Source organism: Aeribacillus sp. FSL K6-1305 (assembly GCF_038050115.1).
GTDB lineage: Bacteria > Bacillota > Bacilli > Bacillales > Aeribacillaceae > Aeribacillus > Aeribacillus composti.
On record NZ_JBBOQV010000002.1, the window covers coordinates 906940 to 925089 of the forward strand.

At 39.2% G+C, this 18150-nt stretch carries 16 protein-coding genes and 1 pseudogene; 14 read left to right on the forward strand and 3 right to left on the reverse strand.

Annotated elements, in window-relative coordinates; all coding sequences use genetic code 11:
- The first annotated feature begins 288 nt into the window (after positions 1–288).
- The 5 genes from NST97_RS14230 to NST97_RS14250 all read left to right on the forward strand — a co-directional run bounded on the left by NST97_RS14230 (position 289) and on the right by NST97_RS14250 (position 4551).
- Positions 289–582 carry a metal-sensing transcriptional repressor gene (locus NST97_RS14230; protein WP_063386497.1) on the forward strand — a complete coding sequence of 98 codons (294 nt, stop codon included), beginning with the start codon at positions 289–291 and terminating at the stop codon, positions 580–582.
- A 17-nt stretch (positions 583–599) separates the two neighbouring features.
- On the forward strand, positions 600–1946 hold the full coding sequence (locus NST97_RS14235) for an MATE family efflux transporter (protein ID WP_339199940.1): 1347 nt from the start codon (positions 600–602) through the stop codon (positions 1944–1946).
- Positions 1947–2299: 353 nt separating this feature from the next.
- A complete protein-coding gene (locus NST97_RS14240; protein WP_063386498.1) occupies positions 2300–3070 on the forward strand; it encodes an amino acid ABC transporter substrate-binding protein in 771 nt (256 codons plus the stop codon).
- A gap of 59 nt (positions 3071–3129) precedes the next feature.
- Complete coding sequence (locus tag NST97_RS14245; protein ID WP_063386499.1) at positions 3130–3789, forward strand: amino acid ABC transporter permease; 660 nt, start codon at positions 3130–3132, stop codon at positions 3787–3789.
- Positions 3790–3804: 15 nt separating this feature from the next.
- Positions 3805–4551, forward strand: a complete 747-nt coding sequence (locus NST97_RS14250; RefSeq protein WP_063386500.1) for an amino acid ABC transporter ATP-binding protein — start codon at positions 3805–3807, stop codon at positions 4549–4551.
- A 398-nt stretch (positions 4552–4949) separates the two neighbouring features.
- On the opposite strand, the gene NST97_RS14255 is transcribed toward NST97_RS14250, so the two are convergent.
- Positions 4950–6245 carry a DUF4085 family protein gene (locus NST97_RS14255; protein ID WP_341343370.1) on the reverse strand — a complete coding sequence of 432 codons (1296 nt, stop codon included), beginning with the start codon at positions 6243–6245 and terminating at the stop codon, positions 4950–4952.
- 792 nt (positions 6246–7037) lie between these two features.
- On the opposite strand from NST97_RS14255, the pseudogene NST97_RS14260 reads away from it, so the two are divergent.
- The 4 genes and pseudogenes from NST97_RS14260 to NST97_RS14275 form a co-directional block, all read left to right on the forward strand.
- Positions 7038–7530 (forward strand): annotated as a pseudogene (locus tag NST97_RS14260) (short-chain dehydrogenase); the annotation flags it as partial.
- A 306-nt stretch (positions 7531–7836) separates the two neighbouring features.
- Positions 7837–8343 (forward strand): hypothetical protein, encoded by a 507-nt coding sequence (locus tag NST97_RS14265; protein ID WP_341343371.1) that lies wholly within the window; start codon positions 7837–7839, stop codon positions 8341–8343.
- Positions 8344–8602: 259 nt separating this feature from the next.
- Positions 8603–8926, forward strand: a complete 324-nt coding sequence (locus tag NST97_RS14270) for a DMT family transporter (RefSeq protein WP_130158505.1) — start codon at positions 8603–8605, stop codon at positions 8924–8926.
- 22 nt (positions 8927–8948) lie between these two features.
- A complete protein-coding gene (locus NST97_RS14275; protein WP_130158503.1) occupies positions 8949–9284 on the forward strand; it encodes a DMT family transporter in 336 nt (111 codons plus the stop codon).
- 62 nt (positions 9285–9346) lie between these two features.
- Here the strand turns inward: NST97_RS14275 and NST97_RS14280 are convergent, their stop codons facing one another.
- Together NST97_RS14280 and NST97_RS14285 are read right to left on the reverse strand one after the other, a co-directional pair.
- Positions 9347–9781: an acyl-CoA thioesterase gene (locus NST97_RS14280; RefSeq protein ID WP_341343372.1), complete on the reverse strand. Its 435-nt coding sequence runs from the start codon at positions 9779–9781 to the stop codon at positions 9347–9349.
- Positions 9782–10072: 291 nt separating this feature from the next.
- Positions 10073–11254 carry an IS701 family transposase gene (locus NST97_RS14285; protein WP_339192808.1) on the reverse strand — a complete coding sequence of 394 codons (1182 nt, stop codon included), beginning with the start codon at positions 11252–11254 and terminating at the stop codon, positions 10073–10075.
- A 425-nt stretch (positions 11255–11679) separates the two neighbouring features.
- Here NST97_RS14285 and rhaA point away from each other — a divergent pair, with 425 nt between their 5' ends.
- The 5 genes from rhaA to NST97_RS14310 all read left to right on the forward strand — a co-directional run bounded on the left by rhaA (position 11680) and on the right by NST97_RS14310 (position 18150).
- Complete coding sequence (gene rhaA, locus NST97_RS14290) at positions 11680–12936, forward strand: L-rhamnose isomerase (protein ID WP_341343373.1); 1257 nt, start codon at positions 11680–11682, stop codon at positions 12934–12936.
- Positions 12937–13152: 216 nt separating this feature from the next.
- Positions 13153–14619: an FGGY-family carbohydrate kinase gene (locus tag NST97_RS14295; RefSeq protein ID WP_327863021.1), complete on the forward strand. Its 1467-nt coding sequence runs from the start codon at positions 13153–13155 to the stop codon at positions 14617–14619.
- Positions 14616–15230, forward strand: a complete 615-nt coding sequence (locus NST97_RS14300) for a histidine phosphatase family protein (RefSeq protein ID WP_066250433.1) — start codon at positions 14616–14618, stop codon at positions 15228–15230. The genes NST97_RS14295 and NST97_RS14300 overlap by 4 nt, the downstream gene beginning before the upstream one ends.
- 69 nt (positions 15231–15299) lie before the next feature.
- The gene (locus tag NST97_RS14305) at positions 15300–16343 is read left to right on the forward strand and encodes an autoinducer 2 ABC transporter substrate-binding protein (RefSeq protein ID WP_063386509.1); all 1044 of its coding nucleotides are present in this window, start codon (positions 15300–15302) and stop codon (positions 16341–16343) included.
- Entirely contained in the window at positions 16333–18150 is a 1818-nt protein-coding gene (locus NST97_RS14310) for a sensor histidine kinase (protein ID WP_341343374.1), read from the forward strand. Before NST97_RS14305 ends, NST97_RS14310 begins: the two co-directional genes overlap by 11 nt.

Consider the following 18150-nt stretch of genomic DNA (forward strand, 5'->3'; position numbering starts at 1 on the left):
TGTTTTGTGAAGAGTGATAATAGGACTTGTATACTTTACAAAGTTGCTCTCACAATATCGCCATATATTAAAATCCAGCTTTTTCTATGCAGATATAAGATGTGCTTGGTTGCACGTAAATATCAACGAAGTTTACATCAATAAGAAACCACTTGTAGCCTAAAGGGGTTTTTGTGACTATTATGTTAACTATGATTGAACAGCATATTTATATTTTGAAAAGGTGAAAAAATTTAAAGTGACATATCCCCCCTAGGGGGATATTATTATAATAAGGAGGAATGAAATATGTGTCAAAACCACCATCATCAAAATCATGAACATAAATATCGCAAGCAGGTCATTAATCGATTAGCACGAATTGAGGGACATGTTCGTTCCATTAAAGAAATGGCGATAGAAGGAAGAGACTGTCCTGAAATTCTTCTGCAAATTGCGGCTGTAAGGAAAGCGTTAGATAATGCAGCAAAAGTAATTTTTGTTGATCATATGGAGAATTGTCTAGTAAATGCTGTTCATCAAGGAAATGAGGAACAAGTATTAAACGATTTAAAAAAAGCATTAGAGAATTTCATTCGATAAGGGGATTAAATTTTTTGATGATTCCAGAGGGTATCAGTCAGGAGCGATCAACAAAACAAAAAATAAAGATCATCCTAGCATTAGCTGTTCCTGCCATGATCGAAAATATTTTGCAAACAGTGGTAGGATTTGTAGACACACTTTTTGTATCAAAATTAGGATTAAACGAAGTCACAGCAGTAGGCGTGGCAAATGCTGTTCTAGCCGTATATATCGCCATTTTCATGGCAGTTGGAGTAGGGGCTTCTTCTTTGATCGCACGTCATGTCGGTGCTGGTAATATTGGCCAAGCAAAAGCCGTTGCTAAGCAGTCAACCATTCTTTCTTTTTTTATAGGTTTATTTTTTGGTTTTATCACCTTATTTTTCACAGAACCTTTACTTCGTCTTATGGGAGCAGAACCAAGCGTTTTAGTAGACGCCTCTGTTTATTTTCGGATTGTAGCTGTCCCGTCTGTCTTTATTTCTTTAATGTTTATCTTTGGAAGTATTTTACGAGCTGCTGGCGATACAAAAACACCGATGAAAGTAAGCTGGTGGATTAATATCATCCATATCGGTTTGGACTACTTTTTCATTTTTGGTTTATTGGGATTTCACGGGTTGGGCTTAGCAGGAGCAGCCTGGGCGACAGTCATTGTAAGAGTGCTGGGAGCCATCGCTCTTTATTATTACATTCAAAAATCGTCTATATCATTTTCTTTATTTCAGAAATCTTCTTTGGATATAAAGAAATTCACATTGCCTATTTTGAGGCTGTCTGCTCCTGCAGCAATTGAACGCTTAATTATGCGTTTAGGGCAAGTGCTTTACTTTGGATTAATTGTTCGAATTGGAACGGAAACGTATGCAGCTCATACAATTGCCGGGAATATCGAAACATTTTCCTATATGCTAGGATATGGCTTAGCTGCGGCAGCATCAACACTTGTAGGGCAGCATATTGGGGCAAAGCTTGAAAAAGAGGCTTATACATATGGAATGCTGACGACTTATATCGCCATGTTATTTATGTCTATTATAGGTGTTCTGTTGTTTTTTCTTTCTCCTTGGCTTGCTACTTGGTTTACAACAGATAAACAGGCTATTGAGATGGTTACTACGGCATTAAGAATTGATGCTTTTGCCCAACCAGCATTAGCTATGGGATTGGTGTTGACTGGAGCTTTACAAGGAGCAGGAGATACAAAAAGCCCCATGTACAGTACAGCGGTCGGCATGTGGGTCATTCGTATTGTAGGTGTATATGTATTGGGCATCCAATTAAATTTAGGAATAGCAGGAGTATGGCTATCCATTGTAATCGATCAAGTCATTCGAGCCCTGTTTTTATGGTGGAGATTTAAAAAGCAAATCAAACATTGAACATACAATTATATGTATAGAAAACTATAATTCTCAAATACTTTAGTATGCTAATGAACTAAAAATATCCATTGACATTCATTTTTATGTTGTGTTATTTTTATTTTATGTTAATTTATTACTCTAATATATTATCGAATTAAAGTACACTCGCAGATATCTTCATAGATGCGTTTTTATAGCAATTATCGTTATGCTTTTTTGAGCTTATTTGATGCAAATGTTGTCCGAACTATTGCAGATGCATTTACGGATGGTTTAATTGTGAGTAGTAGCGGGGGACATTTAAATTTTTTGGACATGCAATAGGTTAAAAACAAAATGAAAATAAATTAAAGGTGGTTATCTACAGTATGAAACGATTAGCAATGTTTATTCTAACTATGGCAGCGTTATTCTCGCTCCTGATAGGATGCTCCAAATCGGAGGAAAAAGACAAAACGCTAGTAATTGGAATAGATGATAAATTTGCACCTATGGGGTTCCGGGATGAGAATAATGAAATTGTAGGGTTTGACATTGACTACGCCAAGGCAGCTGCCGAAAAAATGGGAACAAAGGTAAAATTTCAGCCGATCGATTGGAAAACAAAAGAATCTGAATTAAGCAGCGGACGGATCGATCTCATTTGGAACGGGTATACCATTACGGAGGAGCGCAAAAAGAAGGTTCTTTTTACAAAGCCTTATATGAAAAATGCACAAGTTGTGGTCACACTTGCTGATTCAAACATTTCTAAACTTGATGATCTAGAAGGCAAAGTGGTTGGTCTTCAATCTCTATCTTCTGCAGCCGATGCGTTGGATAAAAATCCGATTAAATCGAAAATCAAGACGGTTACGGAGTATGCCGACAATGTTCTGGCATTGAAGGATCTAAAGCTAAAACGTGTTGATGCAGTAGTGATTGATGAAGTTGTCATTAAATATTACATGTCGAAAGAAAAAGATACTTATAAACTGCTCGATGAATCCCTTGCACAAGAAGAATATGGAATTGGTGTTAAAAAGGGTAATGAGGAACTGCTGAATAAACTGCAAAAAGCTCTCGATGAGCTGAATGAGGACGGCACTGCCGCCGAAATCTCGCAAAAGTGGTTTGGCGAAAATAAGGTATTAAAGTAAAATAGACCGAACTTGGATTTCCTTGAGAAACCCTGTTTTGCTTTTGGAGGAATTCTTTCATGTCCGTAGATTATTTCAACTCAATCATTAAGCCGATGCTGCTAGGGGCACAGATGACGGTTCTCTTGTTTTTGATCGTCATTGTGTTGTCAATTCCGCTCGGCTTCATACTAACACTTGCTGTAAGAAGCAGGTTCAAGCCTTTATCGTGGCTTACACAGATTTATATATATGTGATGCGGGGCACTCCATTGCTGCTTCAGCTGCTTTTTATATGTTTTGGACTGCCGATGATCCCTGTGATCGGAGATTATTTGGTATTAGACCGCTTTGTCGCAGCTTGTTTGGGTTTTATATTGAACTATGCTGCATATTTTGCCGAGATTTTCCGCGGCGGTTTGCTGGCTATTGATAAAGGTCAGTATGAGGCATCACAAGTCCTAGGCTTGAATAAATGGCAGACGATGACGAGAATCATACTTCCACAAATGTTCCGCATCGCACTTCCTGCCGTCGCTAACGAATCGGTTACACTAGTTAAGGATACCGCACTGCTCTATGCTGTTGCCGTACCAGAATTATTACACTATGCACAGACTGCTGTGAACCGTGATTTTACAATCGTGCCTTTCTTCATCGCAGGCATTATTTATCTGATCATGACGCTCTTATTAACTGTTCTCTTTAAGTGGCTCGAACGACGGTTCAAATTTGATTAAAAAGGAGTAGTGAGTGTGGTTCTCATTGAAGTATCCAACCTCAAAAAATCATATGGCAAGTTGGATGTATTAAAACAGATAACATTTGATGTTAACAAGAACGACGTAATTGCTGTGATCGGACCATCTGGCTCTGGTAAAAGTACAATGCTCCGTAGCCTGGTCCATCTTGAGGAAATTGACGGAGGCAGCATTTGTATATCCGGGGATTATTTGGTGAAGGACGGGATTTACTCAAAACCGCAGGAGATTAAGCGGATCACCTCTAAGATGGGAATGGTTTTCCAACATTTCAATCTCTTTCCTCACCTCACGGTTAAAGAAAATTTGGAACTTGCTCCTAAGCTAGTAAAGAAGGAGTTAAATGCGGAAATTGAACGACGCAGCACAGAACTTCTGAAGAAAATCGGGCTCTCCGATCGGGCATCAGCTTATCCTGCAAAACTTTCGGGCGGTCAAAAACAAAGAGTCGCCATTGCTCGTGCGCTTATGATGAACCCTGAAATTCTGCTGTTTGATGAACCTACTTCCGCCTTGGATCCGGAGTTAACCGGCGAAGTACTGCAAGTAATGAAGCAGCTGGCTGAAGAGCACATGACGATGATTGTGGTGACACATGAGATGGGGTTCGCCAAGGAGGTTGCAAACCGAGTCATTTTCATGGACAACGGGGAAATCATCGAATCCGGTCTTCCGACTGAGATTTTTACAAACCCGAAGTTTGAACGAACGAAAGCTTTCTTGAACCGCAGTTTGAAATAATCCGGGACGCTGTCTATTAGTAGATTACTTGACACTTGCTACTTAAAATAAATAGTAACTGATCAACAAATAAAACGTACTTTTAGCACATCCCAAATCCGTTTTAAATAAAACATATTAAGATTAGCAGCATAGACTACGGCCAAGTCTGTGCTGCTATTTTTGTACGCCCGTCAGAGTGTAATAATCTCTAGGGTGAAAGCCCCGAGCCGTGAAGGCAGAAGTAACGGTACGTACGGTGGTGTGAGAGGGCGGGGGTTAGTCACCCCCTCCTACTCGATTAGTAGAAGCGGTGAAAAGGTCATGAGCCCCGGAACCATAAGTTTGTTGTACAAATTCATTCGATGGGGTATGGAGCAGGATCATTTAGAAAGAGCCTTGCCTTTTTAGCATCGTTCCTAAGTGCTTTTTCTCAGTTTATTGATGAATTGCTCAGACAAAATGTTGAAGGAAAGAATATGGTCCATATACACTTCACCGATTTGTTGTATCTCTTCATTTTCATGCTGTAAAGAATATGGGAGAGTTTTTTCTATTAATGGTATATGTTTTTCTGGTTCTTGAACAATGGTGTTCCATGCACGTATGATCAGCTCTAAGTCTTCACTGAACAGTGCGCTTTCCAATTCTTCCGTCGGTAACGGCTCTGATAATAGGGGCATTTCATCCACGAACTGTTTTGAATAAAGTCCTTCTAAAAATTTTTCAAAGTTTTCAGCTAGCTCCTCTGTATTTGCACCAAGATAAAATATTTTCTGAGTTTCAAGGTGAAGGACAATATTTCCATTGGTACAAACTGCAATCGGGATGACGCTGCCTTCTAATTTCAATTCCTCAAGAGATAAAAAGCGGTCGATTTCTATAGCTTCCTTTTCCGTTAAAAAATACATTTTCTCCGCTTCTCCTTCGTGTAAAGCAGTCACGAAAGATGCATACTGATCCGGCAGTTTGTAAGGAAGACTATGTCTCTCTTTTTTTGCTTTATGGCGGCTATGATTTTCCTTCTCAAATTCCTGATCGTGGTGAAAAATTTGTGTTTTATAAAAATGGGTAATGGAAAATTGTTTTGCAGCTACCTTCCATTCCGTCATCGGATTGTCAAATAAAACACTTAAGATGAAGCTTTTGTTATTAAGATCCCCTTCTTCATAAAGCCAAAACATACCTGGTGTTAAAGGTATTTCGGATTGTTCCTCCTTGATTCCAGTAATCTCAATAACGATGGCATCCCCCTTGCTGAAACTGCCTTCCCCATTTAACGTTAATCTGAGTGCATCGTAATCGCGATGGATATATTGTAATTCTGCGTCATGTAATCCATCTTCCAAAATGCTGATCAGCTCTTCCGGCAGATTTTCGCGAATATGTTCAAAATGATTATTCGCTTCATCTAACACTTTTTCGCATTCCTCAATTTTAGCCTTCAACCAAATGATGAGTTCGTCCCGCACTTCCTTTGGCAGTGTCGGCTGATTAATGGTGCCGTCCAGAATATAGGGATGAAATGTTTCCGGCAATGTTTGCAATAATTCGTCTTTAATAGATTCAAGATCTTGCCGCAAATAGTCGTAAACATCCTCGCCGTCTTCTTCAAAACTTTTGATAAAATCCATCCATTCTTCATCAGACTCGGGAATTGTAAGCAGGTGCGCCTTCTGCATTTTGTCATACCATTCTTTTGTAAAAAATTTCATTATATCTCTCCTTATATGCTATCTGCCATTTTTTCTCATATAATGAATTCACTTCTTATAAGCGTTTCACCTGCTAAAAAGGAGAAATTTAACAAAATAGGTGATGGGGGTGTCTAATAATTCGTTTTTACGGCTTATTGACGCCCCCATTAATGTTTTAGAAACGTTGATATATCGGTGTTTATGATTTTTTGTTTTCAATGGGGATCTGACTTTCTGGACAGCCCCATGATTGTACAGAAAAATATCCGGTTTTAACGGGCAGGATATAAAAAAGAATTACTATCATGCATCTGAACTTAAAAGTAATTACTGTACAGAAATAGTTAAACTAATAGTTGAATAAATTCAAGTTCTATACTTACTAGACAACATCTTTCAAGCCTAACTGATCTGACGCGAAGAGAAATAGTTCGTCTACTGCCTCTCATGACCGAACAGTATGGGAATTGGCGGAACCTTTTTGATATGTCTTTAGCAGCTTTGCTAAGCATATCAAAACATTAGAACGGTCAGCCCTGCTTGAAAGGACTGTGCAAGGACGAACGCATATTTGTCGTCTTACCTCCAAATCGTTTTCTACTGCTACAGATGGCTTCGATTTTATGAACGTTTTTGGAACAGACAGTTTGACGTTCTTGAACATGAGCTGAATAAAGCAAAAAAGGAGAAAAAAATAAAGTATTTGCAACAAATTCATTATTTTGTAAAGGGTGATGAGAATGGTTAGTACATCTACAATAACCTTAACGATGAAACGTTCTTTTGATGCCTCTGCAGATAGAGTATTTGACGCTCCACTTTGCATTACCCCTGTTAATCCGAAATAAGAACGGGCTGGTCGTTGAGATAACGGATGGCACGGCAGAATACAACGAGAAAAACTACCGTTTATCACTGTTCTACGATCTTGCCAAGATGTCTGTCATTCGTATGGCAAAGTCTTTAGTCCATAAGCTTTTACCATATCAATGCACCGCCGTAGCAGACTCCGGGTTGGATGCGTTCTGAAATTATGCTTGATCACTATGGTATGACAGAAGAAAACTGGCGTGATGCCTTGTAAAGGAACCCCAATTCATCATCTCGGAAACGCCGCGTTTTGTCGGCCGCTTTAGCCGGTGATCCGAAGGTTGCTCGCTGGAACGGTCAATCTGTGTCAAGCGGTCAGCTCGCGCAAGTGTATGGTTTTTATGATCTTGATGGCTCACAGCCAGATGCCTGGCGATATATCGGAGAAGTGCAGGATGCTGGAAAGCCAGCGAATGCTTCCGAGTACCGCTAACGGGAAGCGATAGCTCGATATGCACCGCAGTGCGGATCTTTATTTTCATGTTTAAAAAAGTGTCCAAGAAGTCGAACTTGATCACCAGGCGCATGTTCGGCTTCTTCTTTTGTGGAAAATTGATGATATCTTCTATTCTCTCGAAGCCTTGTAGCTGTATGGGAGTCGAAGGGTGAGGGGGGAGAAGGTGGATAGATAAGAGGAAGAAAGAATGATGAAAACCTGTGATAAAATATGCGTAGAAGGAAATTCTTTTTCATTTAATGGGAAGCAGTATAAAGGATTTGACAAAGATGGAGAGAAAAAATGACTTATTCGTTTATTTTTAAAGATTCATTTATGGATTTAACGAAAACTCGTATCCGTGAAATACAGACTGATGAAGAAGTGTTGCTTCATCCTAAATGGAGTTTTCCAATTGGAAAGTATTCGTTTTTTTCTGGAAAAGAAGAATATAAGGCAATATCTACAAAAGAACATTTCATACATAACGCCTTTGTTGTGCTTCAACCAGACGGAAAAGAAATTGTACGAATTAAAAATTTGTCACTTCATAAGAAAAAATCTATTTTTAAAGAGCTTCGAATGGTTTATAGCCAGAACAGCTTTCATATAAACTCTACTCTTGCATTTAAAACGATAACGATTAGTAATGGAAAAGAGGTCATTCTGACAGCGAACAAAATTTCTTCGATATTTAAAAATCTTTTAGAAATGTATGATTACGAAGTTCAAGTTCATCAAACGATGGACTTACCATTTATAGTGTGGGTGGCCATTTTCAAGGGGATCCATTTATTGATTAGACGTTAGATCCATTGTAAAAATCTCCTTGGACCTTTCTGGAATTCCTTTTTTTCTAACTCTTCTCCACGTAATGTTGCGGACATGATTTTTCCTAGTATTTTGTACTAGTTGCTGGTGAAAAGACGAGAGTCTGCGTGCATGACTGTGAGTAAGCGATGGATTGGATTTTATCAGGTCAGTCAAAACGTATTTTTCAAAGACTATCAAATTGTTATATCAAAAAGGACAAAAGTGCGAAGGACCGTTAAGTTTTAGGAGGATTCACATGAAGGAATATGTAATTTTGGCAGTAGCCATCATAAGTGAAGTATTTGCAAGTTCAATGCTGAAAGTATCAAATGGATTTAAAAAGTTGTTTCCTTCCATCGGAGTCGTAATGGGGTATGGCGCAGCTTTTTATCTCTTATCTTTATCTCTAAAAGCAATACCGCTTGGTACGGCTTATGCGATATGGTCAGGCTTCGGTACGGCTTTAACTGCATTAGTCGGTGTTATCTTTTATAAAGAAAGTATTGATCTTAAAAAATGTTTAGGCTTAGTTCTAATCATTTGTGGAGTGGTTGTTTTGAAACTCAGCAGTTCTCATTAACGATGAGAGAGGAGGCAATTGTATGAAAGGTTTTATCGCATTAGGAATTTCTATTATCAGCGAAGTACTTGGTACGACAATGCTTAAATTGTCAGATGGATTTACAAGTTTTTTCCCTTCCATTGGTGTTATAGTTGGTTATGGATTATCTTTTTATTGTTTGTCGTTATGTCTTAAGACAGTTCCGTTAAGCTTGGCCTACGCGATTTGGTCGGGGCTGGGGACAGCTTTTACAGCGTTAATTGGTGTTCTAGTATGGCGGGACCCATTTAATATTATTACATTAGTTGGTCTAGTATTGATCATTGGCGGGGTGATTTTATTAAATGCTCCAAAAAGTCCAGATAAAGTTTTATAAAACTGACCCCCTGTCTGAAGGGCGCAAGGAGTCAGCTATAGGTCTAAACGTTTGTATTTCGTTTATAGGCTGACTGCCGGTTCGAATTCTTTAATTCGCTGACGGACGAAATCAGGAATCGCTCTCGATTTTCCAGCGGCGGCATCATAATTGACATAGATCACTTCAGCCTGAACCAGCGGGTCTTTTTCTCCCGCTTTTGTGATGATAAACTCCATTGTCAGGCTAGAGCCGCCAATTCGTGATGTTCGGCACCAGATCTCAAGCATATCTTTAAAACGGGCTGGCTTTTTATATTCCAGCGTTGATTTGACCATTGCAATATCAAATATATTTTCTTGGGCAAGCTCCTCGAGATCCCGCCCAAACACTTCCTCAAAATAGTCAATAACCGCAACGTCAATATATGTCAAGTAATGGGCGTTAAAGACAATTTTTTGTCCGTCAATTTCTGAGTAGCGCACCCGCAGGCGGTGTGAAAAACGGAATCCTTCCATTATGTACCCTCCTGAAAAAATGTTATTTTCATTATATAATGAAAATTCTATCAATTAAAGCGGGAAATAAGACTTTGTAAAGAAGTTCGAAATAAGCTGAGCGTCTGTCAAAAATTCAAACATTGATGCTAAAGTTGCGTTCACCTCTTTGATTAGGACAGATGTAGGAAATAACATAAAGAACAAAAATAAAAAAATATATTCAATAATAAACAAAAGTATTATATAACTGTAGATGAGCAATTTTCATAACAATAATTACCATACCAAAAGAGACAAACAGGGTACCCCTTATGCCACATGGAGCTGTTTTTTGACAACATCAATGGGAATATCTTGCTTCGCTGCATGGTAAATGAACTCGACGAGACTATGCCCTTTCTTCGTTCGGAGAAGATCAAGCCCAGTAGAGAAATCCCGGTTGGACTCGACCATACTGTACACATAAGCGAGTTGCACCAAGATCCAATACCGTTTCACCGCCCGACGTTGACGAACGCGGTACCCATCGAGCTTCAGCTGGTCTTTCGCTTGTCGAAAAAAGCATTCGATCGACCAACGCTGGGCATAGTAGCGCAAGATCTCTTCATCGCTTAGCTCCCGGTCGGTGCTCAAGACGCAGTGAAGATGTTCGGGTGTCATCGGCTGATCGGCTTTCCAAGCCAACAACACAACGGCATCATCGAGACCTTTCAGCGATCCCTCGTAGCGATACACGCGATAACGCTCTTCTCCCACCGTGACGAGATGGGTGTCGTTCGGTTCGATATAGCGGGCAAACTGTTTGGCTTGGATGGCGATGCCTTTCGGATAGAGAATCCGGTTCGTTTTGAGCATCGCGATGACGTGAAATCCTTTTTTCAGACAGGCTTCCACGAGCGCTTGCGATGGATACCACGAATCCATCAGCACATAAACGGGACGGCGTACATCCAAAGAAGAAAGCATCTCGATCGCGAGTTCCCCCTTGCTTTTCCCAGCCGCCTTGTCGTAGAGGCGGAACGCAAAGGGAAAAGCCTGGGTCATCGTATGAACCATGAGCCAAACAAGAGAATGTCCCCAGATCGACTTTTTCTCTGTGTGAGAATAGTGCCAATCACACCCTTGAATGGCGTGCGTTGCCCGTGACGAAGGCTTGATTTTTTGGCAAATCGTATCATCGATCGAAACAAAAAGGGGTTGATTTTTCTGTTTGGCGATCCGTTCGACACGATGAAGCATCCATTGCTGGAGTTTGCCAAGCAGCGTCTCTTCATCCCAAGGGCTTTTCGTGAAAAAATGGCTGAGTGTCGTTCGATGATTGGGGTGAAAGCTCCAATGATGAAGATCGGTCAACGTTCCAGAAAAGCCTTTCGTGATCATCGCATCCACGATATGAACGAGATGCTTCATGACAGGTTTTGAAAAATAAAGTGCCAACCCCAACATCGTGAAAAACTTGTGGATTCCTTGATGATGTGCTAATCTATTCATGAGACATGAACCTCCTTGTGTGAATGGTTTGTTGGCACATCTATTCTAACCAAGGAATCGGGTTCATGTCTCCTTTTTTGTTTCGATGTAAATTTATGTTAGTGATTTTGCTCATCTACTGTATATAATTGAAATTACAGTAAAAACCAACTAGTATGTTTGGAATATTTTTATATTTATGCAAAAAGCGAAAATAAAAGATGTCATGAACTCTTCCCCCTTTCCTTGGCGCCGACGCTGGCATTTATCAAGCTAAAGAATTTAATTTGTCCAAAGGTGAAGGAATGTACGACAGTTAGTGAAGAAAATTGAAACCGTTTACTTTAAAATTTCTAAATTTTCATAACAGTTCATAAAAACATCATAAGGTACATTCATAATGTATTAGAAAAAAGTACTAGTTTACTAAAGGAGATGGATAATTTATGGTTATAAAAGAATCTTTTGAGCTAGCAAGGCAAGTCTATGAAAAATGGGGAATAAATATTGAAGAAGTATTAGAAAACTTGCAGCAAGCGTCAATCTCTATCCATTGCTGGCAAGGTGATGACGTAAAAGGATTTGAAGCAGATGCAAGCGAGCTTTCAGGGGGGATTGATGTAACAGGAAATTATCCGGGAAAGGCAAGAAATGCTGAAGAATTAAGGCAGGATTTAGAGAAAGCGCTGTCATTAATTCCAGGAAAACATCGTGTCAACCTACACGCCATTTATGCAGAAACAAATGGTGAAAAAGTGGAAAGAGATCAGTTAGAACCGAAACATTTTGAAAACTGGGTTAATTGGGCGAAAAAAATTGGTATAGGGCTGGATTTTAATCCTACCTTATTTTCGCATGAAAAAGCAGCAGATGGACTGACGTTGTCTCATCCTGATCCGGGAATTAGAGAATTTTGGATCAACCACTGTATTAGGAGCCGAAAAATCGGTGAGTACTTTGGCAAGGAGCTTGGAACACCATGCTTAACAAATATATGGATTCCGGACGGCTATAAGGACATTCCAAGCGACCGATTGACTCCAAGGAAGCGATTAAAAGAATCATTGGATAAAATTTTTAGTGTAGAGATCAATGAGAAATATAATTTGGATGCAGTCGAAAGCAAATTGTTTGGAATAGGATCTGAGTCTTTTGTTGTCGGCTCGCATGAATTTTATCTAGGGTACGCCTTACAAAATAATAAAATATATTTATTAGATACAGGTCATTTTCATCCTACTGAAACAGTCTCAAATAAAATTTCATCGATTTTGCTTTATAGCGACAGGCTTGCTTTACACGTATCGAGACCGGTTCGGTGGGACAGCGACCATGTCGTGATTTTGGATGATGAATTGCGTGAAATAGCGCTTGAAATCGTGCGCAATGATGCGCTGCATAAGGTTTTAATCGGACTTGATTTCTTTGATGCCAGCATCAATCGTCTTGCTGCATGGGTCATTGGAACGCGTAATATGATTAAAGCTTTATTATATGCAATGCTTATGCCGCATGAGTATTTAAAGCAATTGCAAGAAAAGGGAAACTTTACGGAAAGATTGGCGGTTATGGAGGAATTTAAAACTTATCCTTTCGGTGCAATTTGGGATTATTATTGTGAGAAAATGAATGTTCCTGTAAGAGAAGAATGGTTAAAAGAAATTCAAAAATATGAGGAGAAAGTATTAACTAAGAGACAGTAGTCGTAAATATGGCAAGAGTATGAATTCTCTTGCTGCTCAAATTAGCCGATCAGTGAATTAAAAGAGCTGAAAAATTATAAAGACTTCGTGGATTAAGGAAAGCTTCACTCCTAATGGAGAAAATAAAGTAAATATAGGAAGTGCTCGATTCGGCAATTTCACTTAATAGCTTTAGCATCCGAAGCATCAGTAGATAATAGAAAGAGAAAAAAATGTGTGGCAGAGGTTGATGAAATGAACAAATCACAGCCAATTTTTATAGGAATTGATATTGGAACACAGGGCATTCGCACAATTGCAATCGGTTATAACGGAACTATTTATGCAGCCAGTACTGTAACTTTTAACTTGGCGAAAGGAAACGAGTTAAGAATGGAGCAATCGCCGTTTATGTGGTGGCAGCATACCGCTGAATCTATTCGACAAGTAGCAAATAGTTTGAAGGAGCAAAAAATTCTTAATCAAGTTGTTTCCTTGTCTGTCACTTCCACATCAGGTACTGTAATTCCCCTTGATAAACAATATGAACCGCTATACAATGCCTTAATGTACAGCGACAGCAGGTCAGCATCTGAGGCAGCGCTTTGCAGAGAGGCTGCCTTTGCAGCAGGGCATTATACGGCATTTTCCAGCTCGTATGGTTTGCCGAAAATTGTTTGGTTCCATAAACATTTTCCGCAAATAGCAAAGGATGTATGTTTATGGGCGCATCCTACTGACTATATTATCGGGAAATTAACGGGAAAATGGGGAATAACCGATTATACGAGTGCATTTAAAAGCGGCTATGATTTAAATAATGAAAAATGGCCGGAATATATTGAAAAAACTTTAAAAATACCTGTTAAATCACTTCCAATCGTATTGCCTTCAGGGACTTTTGCCGGGAATGTGTCAAAGGAATGTATGGAGGAAACAGGGTTGCCGGAAAATGTAAGCGTTACACTCGGACTGACTGACGGTTGTGCGTCGCAGTTCGCATCCGGTTCATTATCACCTGGAAACTGGAACACGACAATTGGCACAACTTTAGTAATAAAAGGGATTACATACGAGCCAATAATAGATGAGAAGGGAATACTTTATAACCATCGCCATCCAGATGGATATTGGATGCCGGGCGGTGCGAGCAACACAGGGGGAGATTGGATTTCAATTGATTATTCAAAAGATGAATTAGCTTATTTAAATAGTAAAGCATATGAATATTTCCCAAGCCGGTGGATTTCGTATCCGCTCCGGCAAAAGGGAGAGCGTTTTCCTTTTGCATTTCCTGACATACAAGGCTTTGACGAACCAGGTTTGACAAAAGAACAGCTCTTTATTTCCCGTTTAGAAGGTGTTGCCTATCTTGAAAGAATGGCTTACGAGATGATTGAAAAGCTGTCAAGCGAGAAAGTGAGGGCTGTCTTTACAGCAGGCGGAGGAAGCAGCAGTGATGTATGGCTGACTATACGGAGCAATGTCTTAAAGAAGCCTATTATTAAAATGAAGCATAGCGACGGTGCTATTGGGGCTGCGATTGTTGCGGCAGCTTCATATTTTGGAAGTATTCAAGAAGCCGGGGAGAACATGCTGAAAAGAGAAAAAGAGGTGATGTTTGAAGAACATATAAGTGAACAATATGAAGAAGGATATGAACGCTTTATTCAAGCACTTAAAAAGAGAGGAGTTGTGCTGTGACAAGATTTTTCCTTTTACGCCATGGAGAAACGGAATGGAATCGGGATGGCAACAAATATTGCGGAAGGACGGATGTTTCACTGTCAGAGCAAGGGATTAAGCAGGCGGAAGCAGCAGCTAAAGCGCTGAAGCACGTAAAGTTTCACGCGGTCTTTTCTTCAACTCTAGTAAGAGCATCGGCAACAGCTGCAATTATAAGCAAAGAGTTTGGTTTGCCAGTTATTGAAGATCAGCGTCTTGTAGAAATTGACTTCGGGAAATGGGAAGGAAAAACGGTACAAATGATTGAGAGAGAACATAAGGATTCATGGACAGATTGGTTAACGAATCCAGCAGAGTGTTTTGCCGGGGAAACGGGAGAATCTGCAAGTCAAGTTTATAATCGGATCCAATCTTTTTTTGAAGAGGTATCGAAAACATATCCAGATAAAAATGCGCTTGTTGTAGCTCATAACACAGTAAACCGTATTGCTGCAACGCAATGGTTTGGATTACCTTTTTCGCATTACCGCAAAATAAAAATGGACAATACAGGGGTTTCTATTATTGAATATCACGGTAAAGGAAAGGCATCCATTATTCAATGGAACAGTATTTTGCATCTTCTTTGAAGCAGGAAGTTTCCGATAAGCATCAAATCGATCTTAAAAAATTTCCTTTTCGGAAAGGTATGGAGAAAATTGAACAAAACGTTTAAGTTTTTCGCCCTTGCTTTTTTCCTGTTCCTTTTGGCATCCTGCTCTTTATCAAAAGAATATGAGGTTATTTATGTAGATAAACCAACTGAACAAATGAATCATGAAAGCAACAGGAATCATGAACATGAGATTGTCATTGGACTTGTTCCTAAAATCGCTAATATTCCTTATTTTTTAGCAGCAAAGGAAGGAGCCTTAGAAGCAGCGAAGGATTTGAATGTTACAGTCATCTATAAAGGGCCTTCTGCGGCAACCGCAGAGGAACAAATTGCCGTTATTCATGAGCTGATAGAGCAGAAAGTAGATGTGATTGCTGTTTCAGCAAATGACCCGAAAAAATTGGGTACGGTTCTGCAGCAGGCCCGTGAAAAAGGGATAAAAGTCATCACTTGGGATGCAGACACAGACGCAAAATATCGTGACTTCTTTGTCAATATGGTCGATGCCGAGCAAATGGGAAGACATATTATGGATCTTTTAGCATTAGAAATGGGAGAAAGGGGGAAATACGTTATTTTGACCGGCTCGCCGACTGCTGCGAATTTAAACAATTGGATTAGGTGGTTAAAGGTGCAGCAAGAAGAATATTATCCAGAATTAGAGCTGCTCGATGTGGAGTATGCGAATGAAGATATTCACAAAGCTTACAATTTAACAGTTAACCTATTAAAAAAATACGATGATCTAAAAGGGATCATTGGTATATCGACAGTGAACCCGCCTGCTATTGCGCAGGCGTTAAAGGATTACGGAAAATCTGGAGACATTAAAGTTGTTGGAACATCGACTCCGAACATGACAAGACCATATTTGAAAGAGGATGTGCTGCAAACCATCACATTATGGAGTCCGCAAAAGCTCGGTTATTTAACCATTGCGTTAGCCAAAAACTTAGTGTTGGAGGATTTGCCGTATGATGGACAGTTTGTGGAGAATATAGGGAATATTAGTTTTGACGGCGACATGGTGATTATGGGACAGCCAATCGATTTTACAAAAGAGAATGTGGATCAATATGATTTTTAAGAGAAGAAACGATTCAAGCCGAAAATCTTTGTCTTTAACACATAAACTAATTATTTCCTATGTTCTGCTGACTGTTATTCCAATGGCTTTGCTTGGTCTTTTAGCGTATTCGCAGTATACATCCTCGATCGAGAAAGAAGTCGGAAAATACACTCCGCGATTATTAAAGCAAGTGAATAATAATATCGAAAATGAAATCAGGAAATTGGAAGCGCTTCCAAACCTAGTGTATAATTCGAGCGATGTGATGACAATATTACGGGAATCGGAAGAAACTACTCAATCTAAAAGACTCCGAGATAAGTATATTGTTGAAAGCTATTTAACAAGAACATACTTGCGAAACCACACAGACAATATTTTAGGAGTGTTCCTTATATCGAAGAACCGTGTTTTTTCAAGCACTACTTTACCTTATGAGAATTTTGGCTTTCATGACGGTTCGTTGCCATATTTGAATTCTTTAAGCAAAGTTGGAAGTATGGAAGTAGTGTTATCAAGTCAAATTAACTTGACTTTTGAAGGGTCTCCTTCCTATTTTATGCTAATAAAAGAAATCACCGACTTCGATAATAGAAAAAAGCTGGGAACAATATATATTGTGGTAGATGTAACATTCATAGAGCAGTTCGCTAAGGATTTGCTGCATGAAAAAGATGCGGAAGTATGGATGATGACGAAGGACGGAATGATTATATATCATTCAGATCGCTCCAAAATCGGCACAGTCGATAGGAGAATTGACAAATATCCAATTTTAAACGGCAGCTTTACTATAAAAAAGAACGGCGAGCGCCTGCTGGTTAGCTTAAATGAGTCGAGTGTATTGCCGTGGGTGATGGCTCATAGCATGCCAATAAAAAATTTAACAGAAACAACGGATTTAGTAAGAAACGTGACAATCCTCATTTTCATAGCGTTTGCCTTAATAACGACCGCCATTTCCATATTCTTTGCAATGAATGTAACCCGTCCTTTAAATAATTTAAGCAAAATGATGAAGGAAGTTGAAAAAGGAGATTTAAGCATTAATATACCTGTTCATTCAAATGATGAAGTCGGGCAGCTGGCTAAAAGCTTTAATTCAATGCTGATGGAAATTCGAGAGCTGATTAAGCAGAAATATAATGTAGAGCTTAAACAAAAAACAGCTGAATTATATGCATTGCAATCTCAAATTAATCCTCATTTTATGTATAACACATTAGAAACAATCAGCATGTCGGTCGAAGAAGAAAAAACAGAAGATGTTGTAACAATGCTGACTTTGCTTGGAAGAATGCTTCGGTATTCTTTAAATAACAAAGATAAATTAGTCACGATACGGAATGAACTGCAGCATATTGAAGATTATTTACGCATACAGAAGTTCCGGTTTGAAGAACGACTGCACTTTGAAATTGAAAAAGAAGAGAAATTACTAGAATACTATATTCCTAAATTTGTGCTGCAGCCAATCATTGAAAACTCAATCAAATACGGACTTGAAAAACAGAGAGAGCTAAAAGTGAATATTTCAGTTTGTGAAGAGCATCCGGACCTCATTTTAACTGTTTTGGACAGCGGTCCTGGAATTGCCAAGGAAAAGCTGGAAGAGTTAAATGAAAGATTGATGGCTGATCCAATGTTAGGAAGGGATTCCGGCATAGGAATTATCAATGTAAATGCCAGAATTACAATGATTTTTGGGGATCATTACAGATTATCGATTACTAGTCATGTAAATAAAGGTACTATGATTAAAATTCGAATACCAAAAATAAACGCCTATCAAGCAAACCAGCTTCTTTTGAAAGGGAGGAGGTGA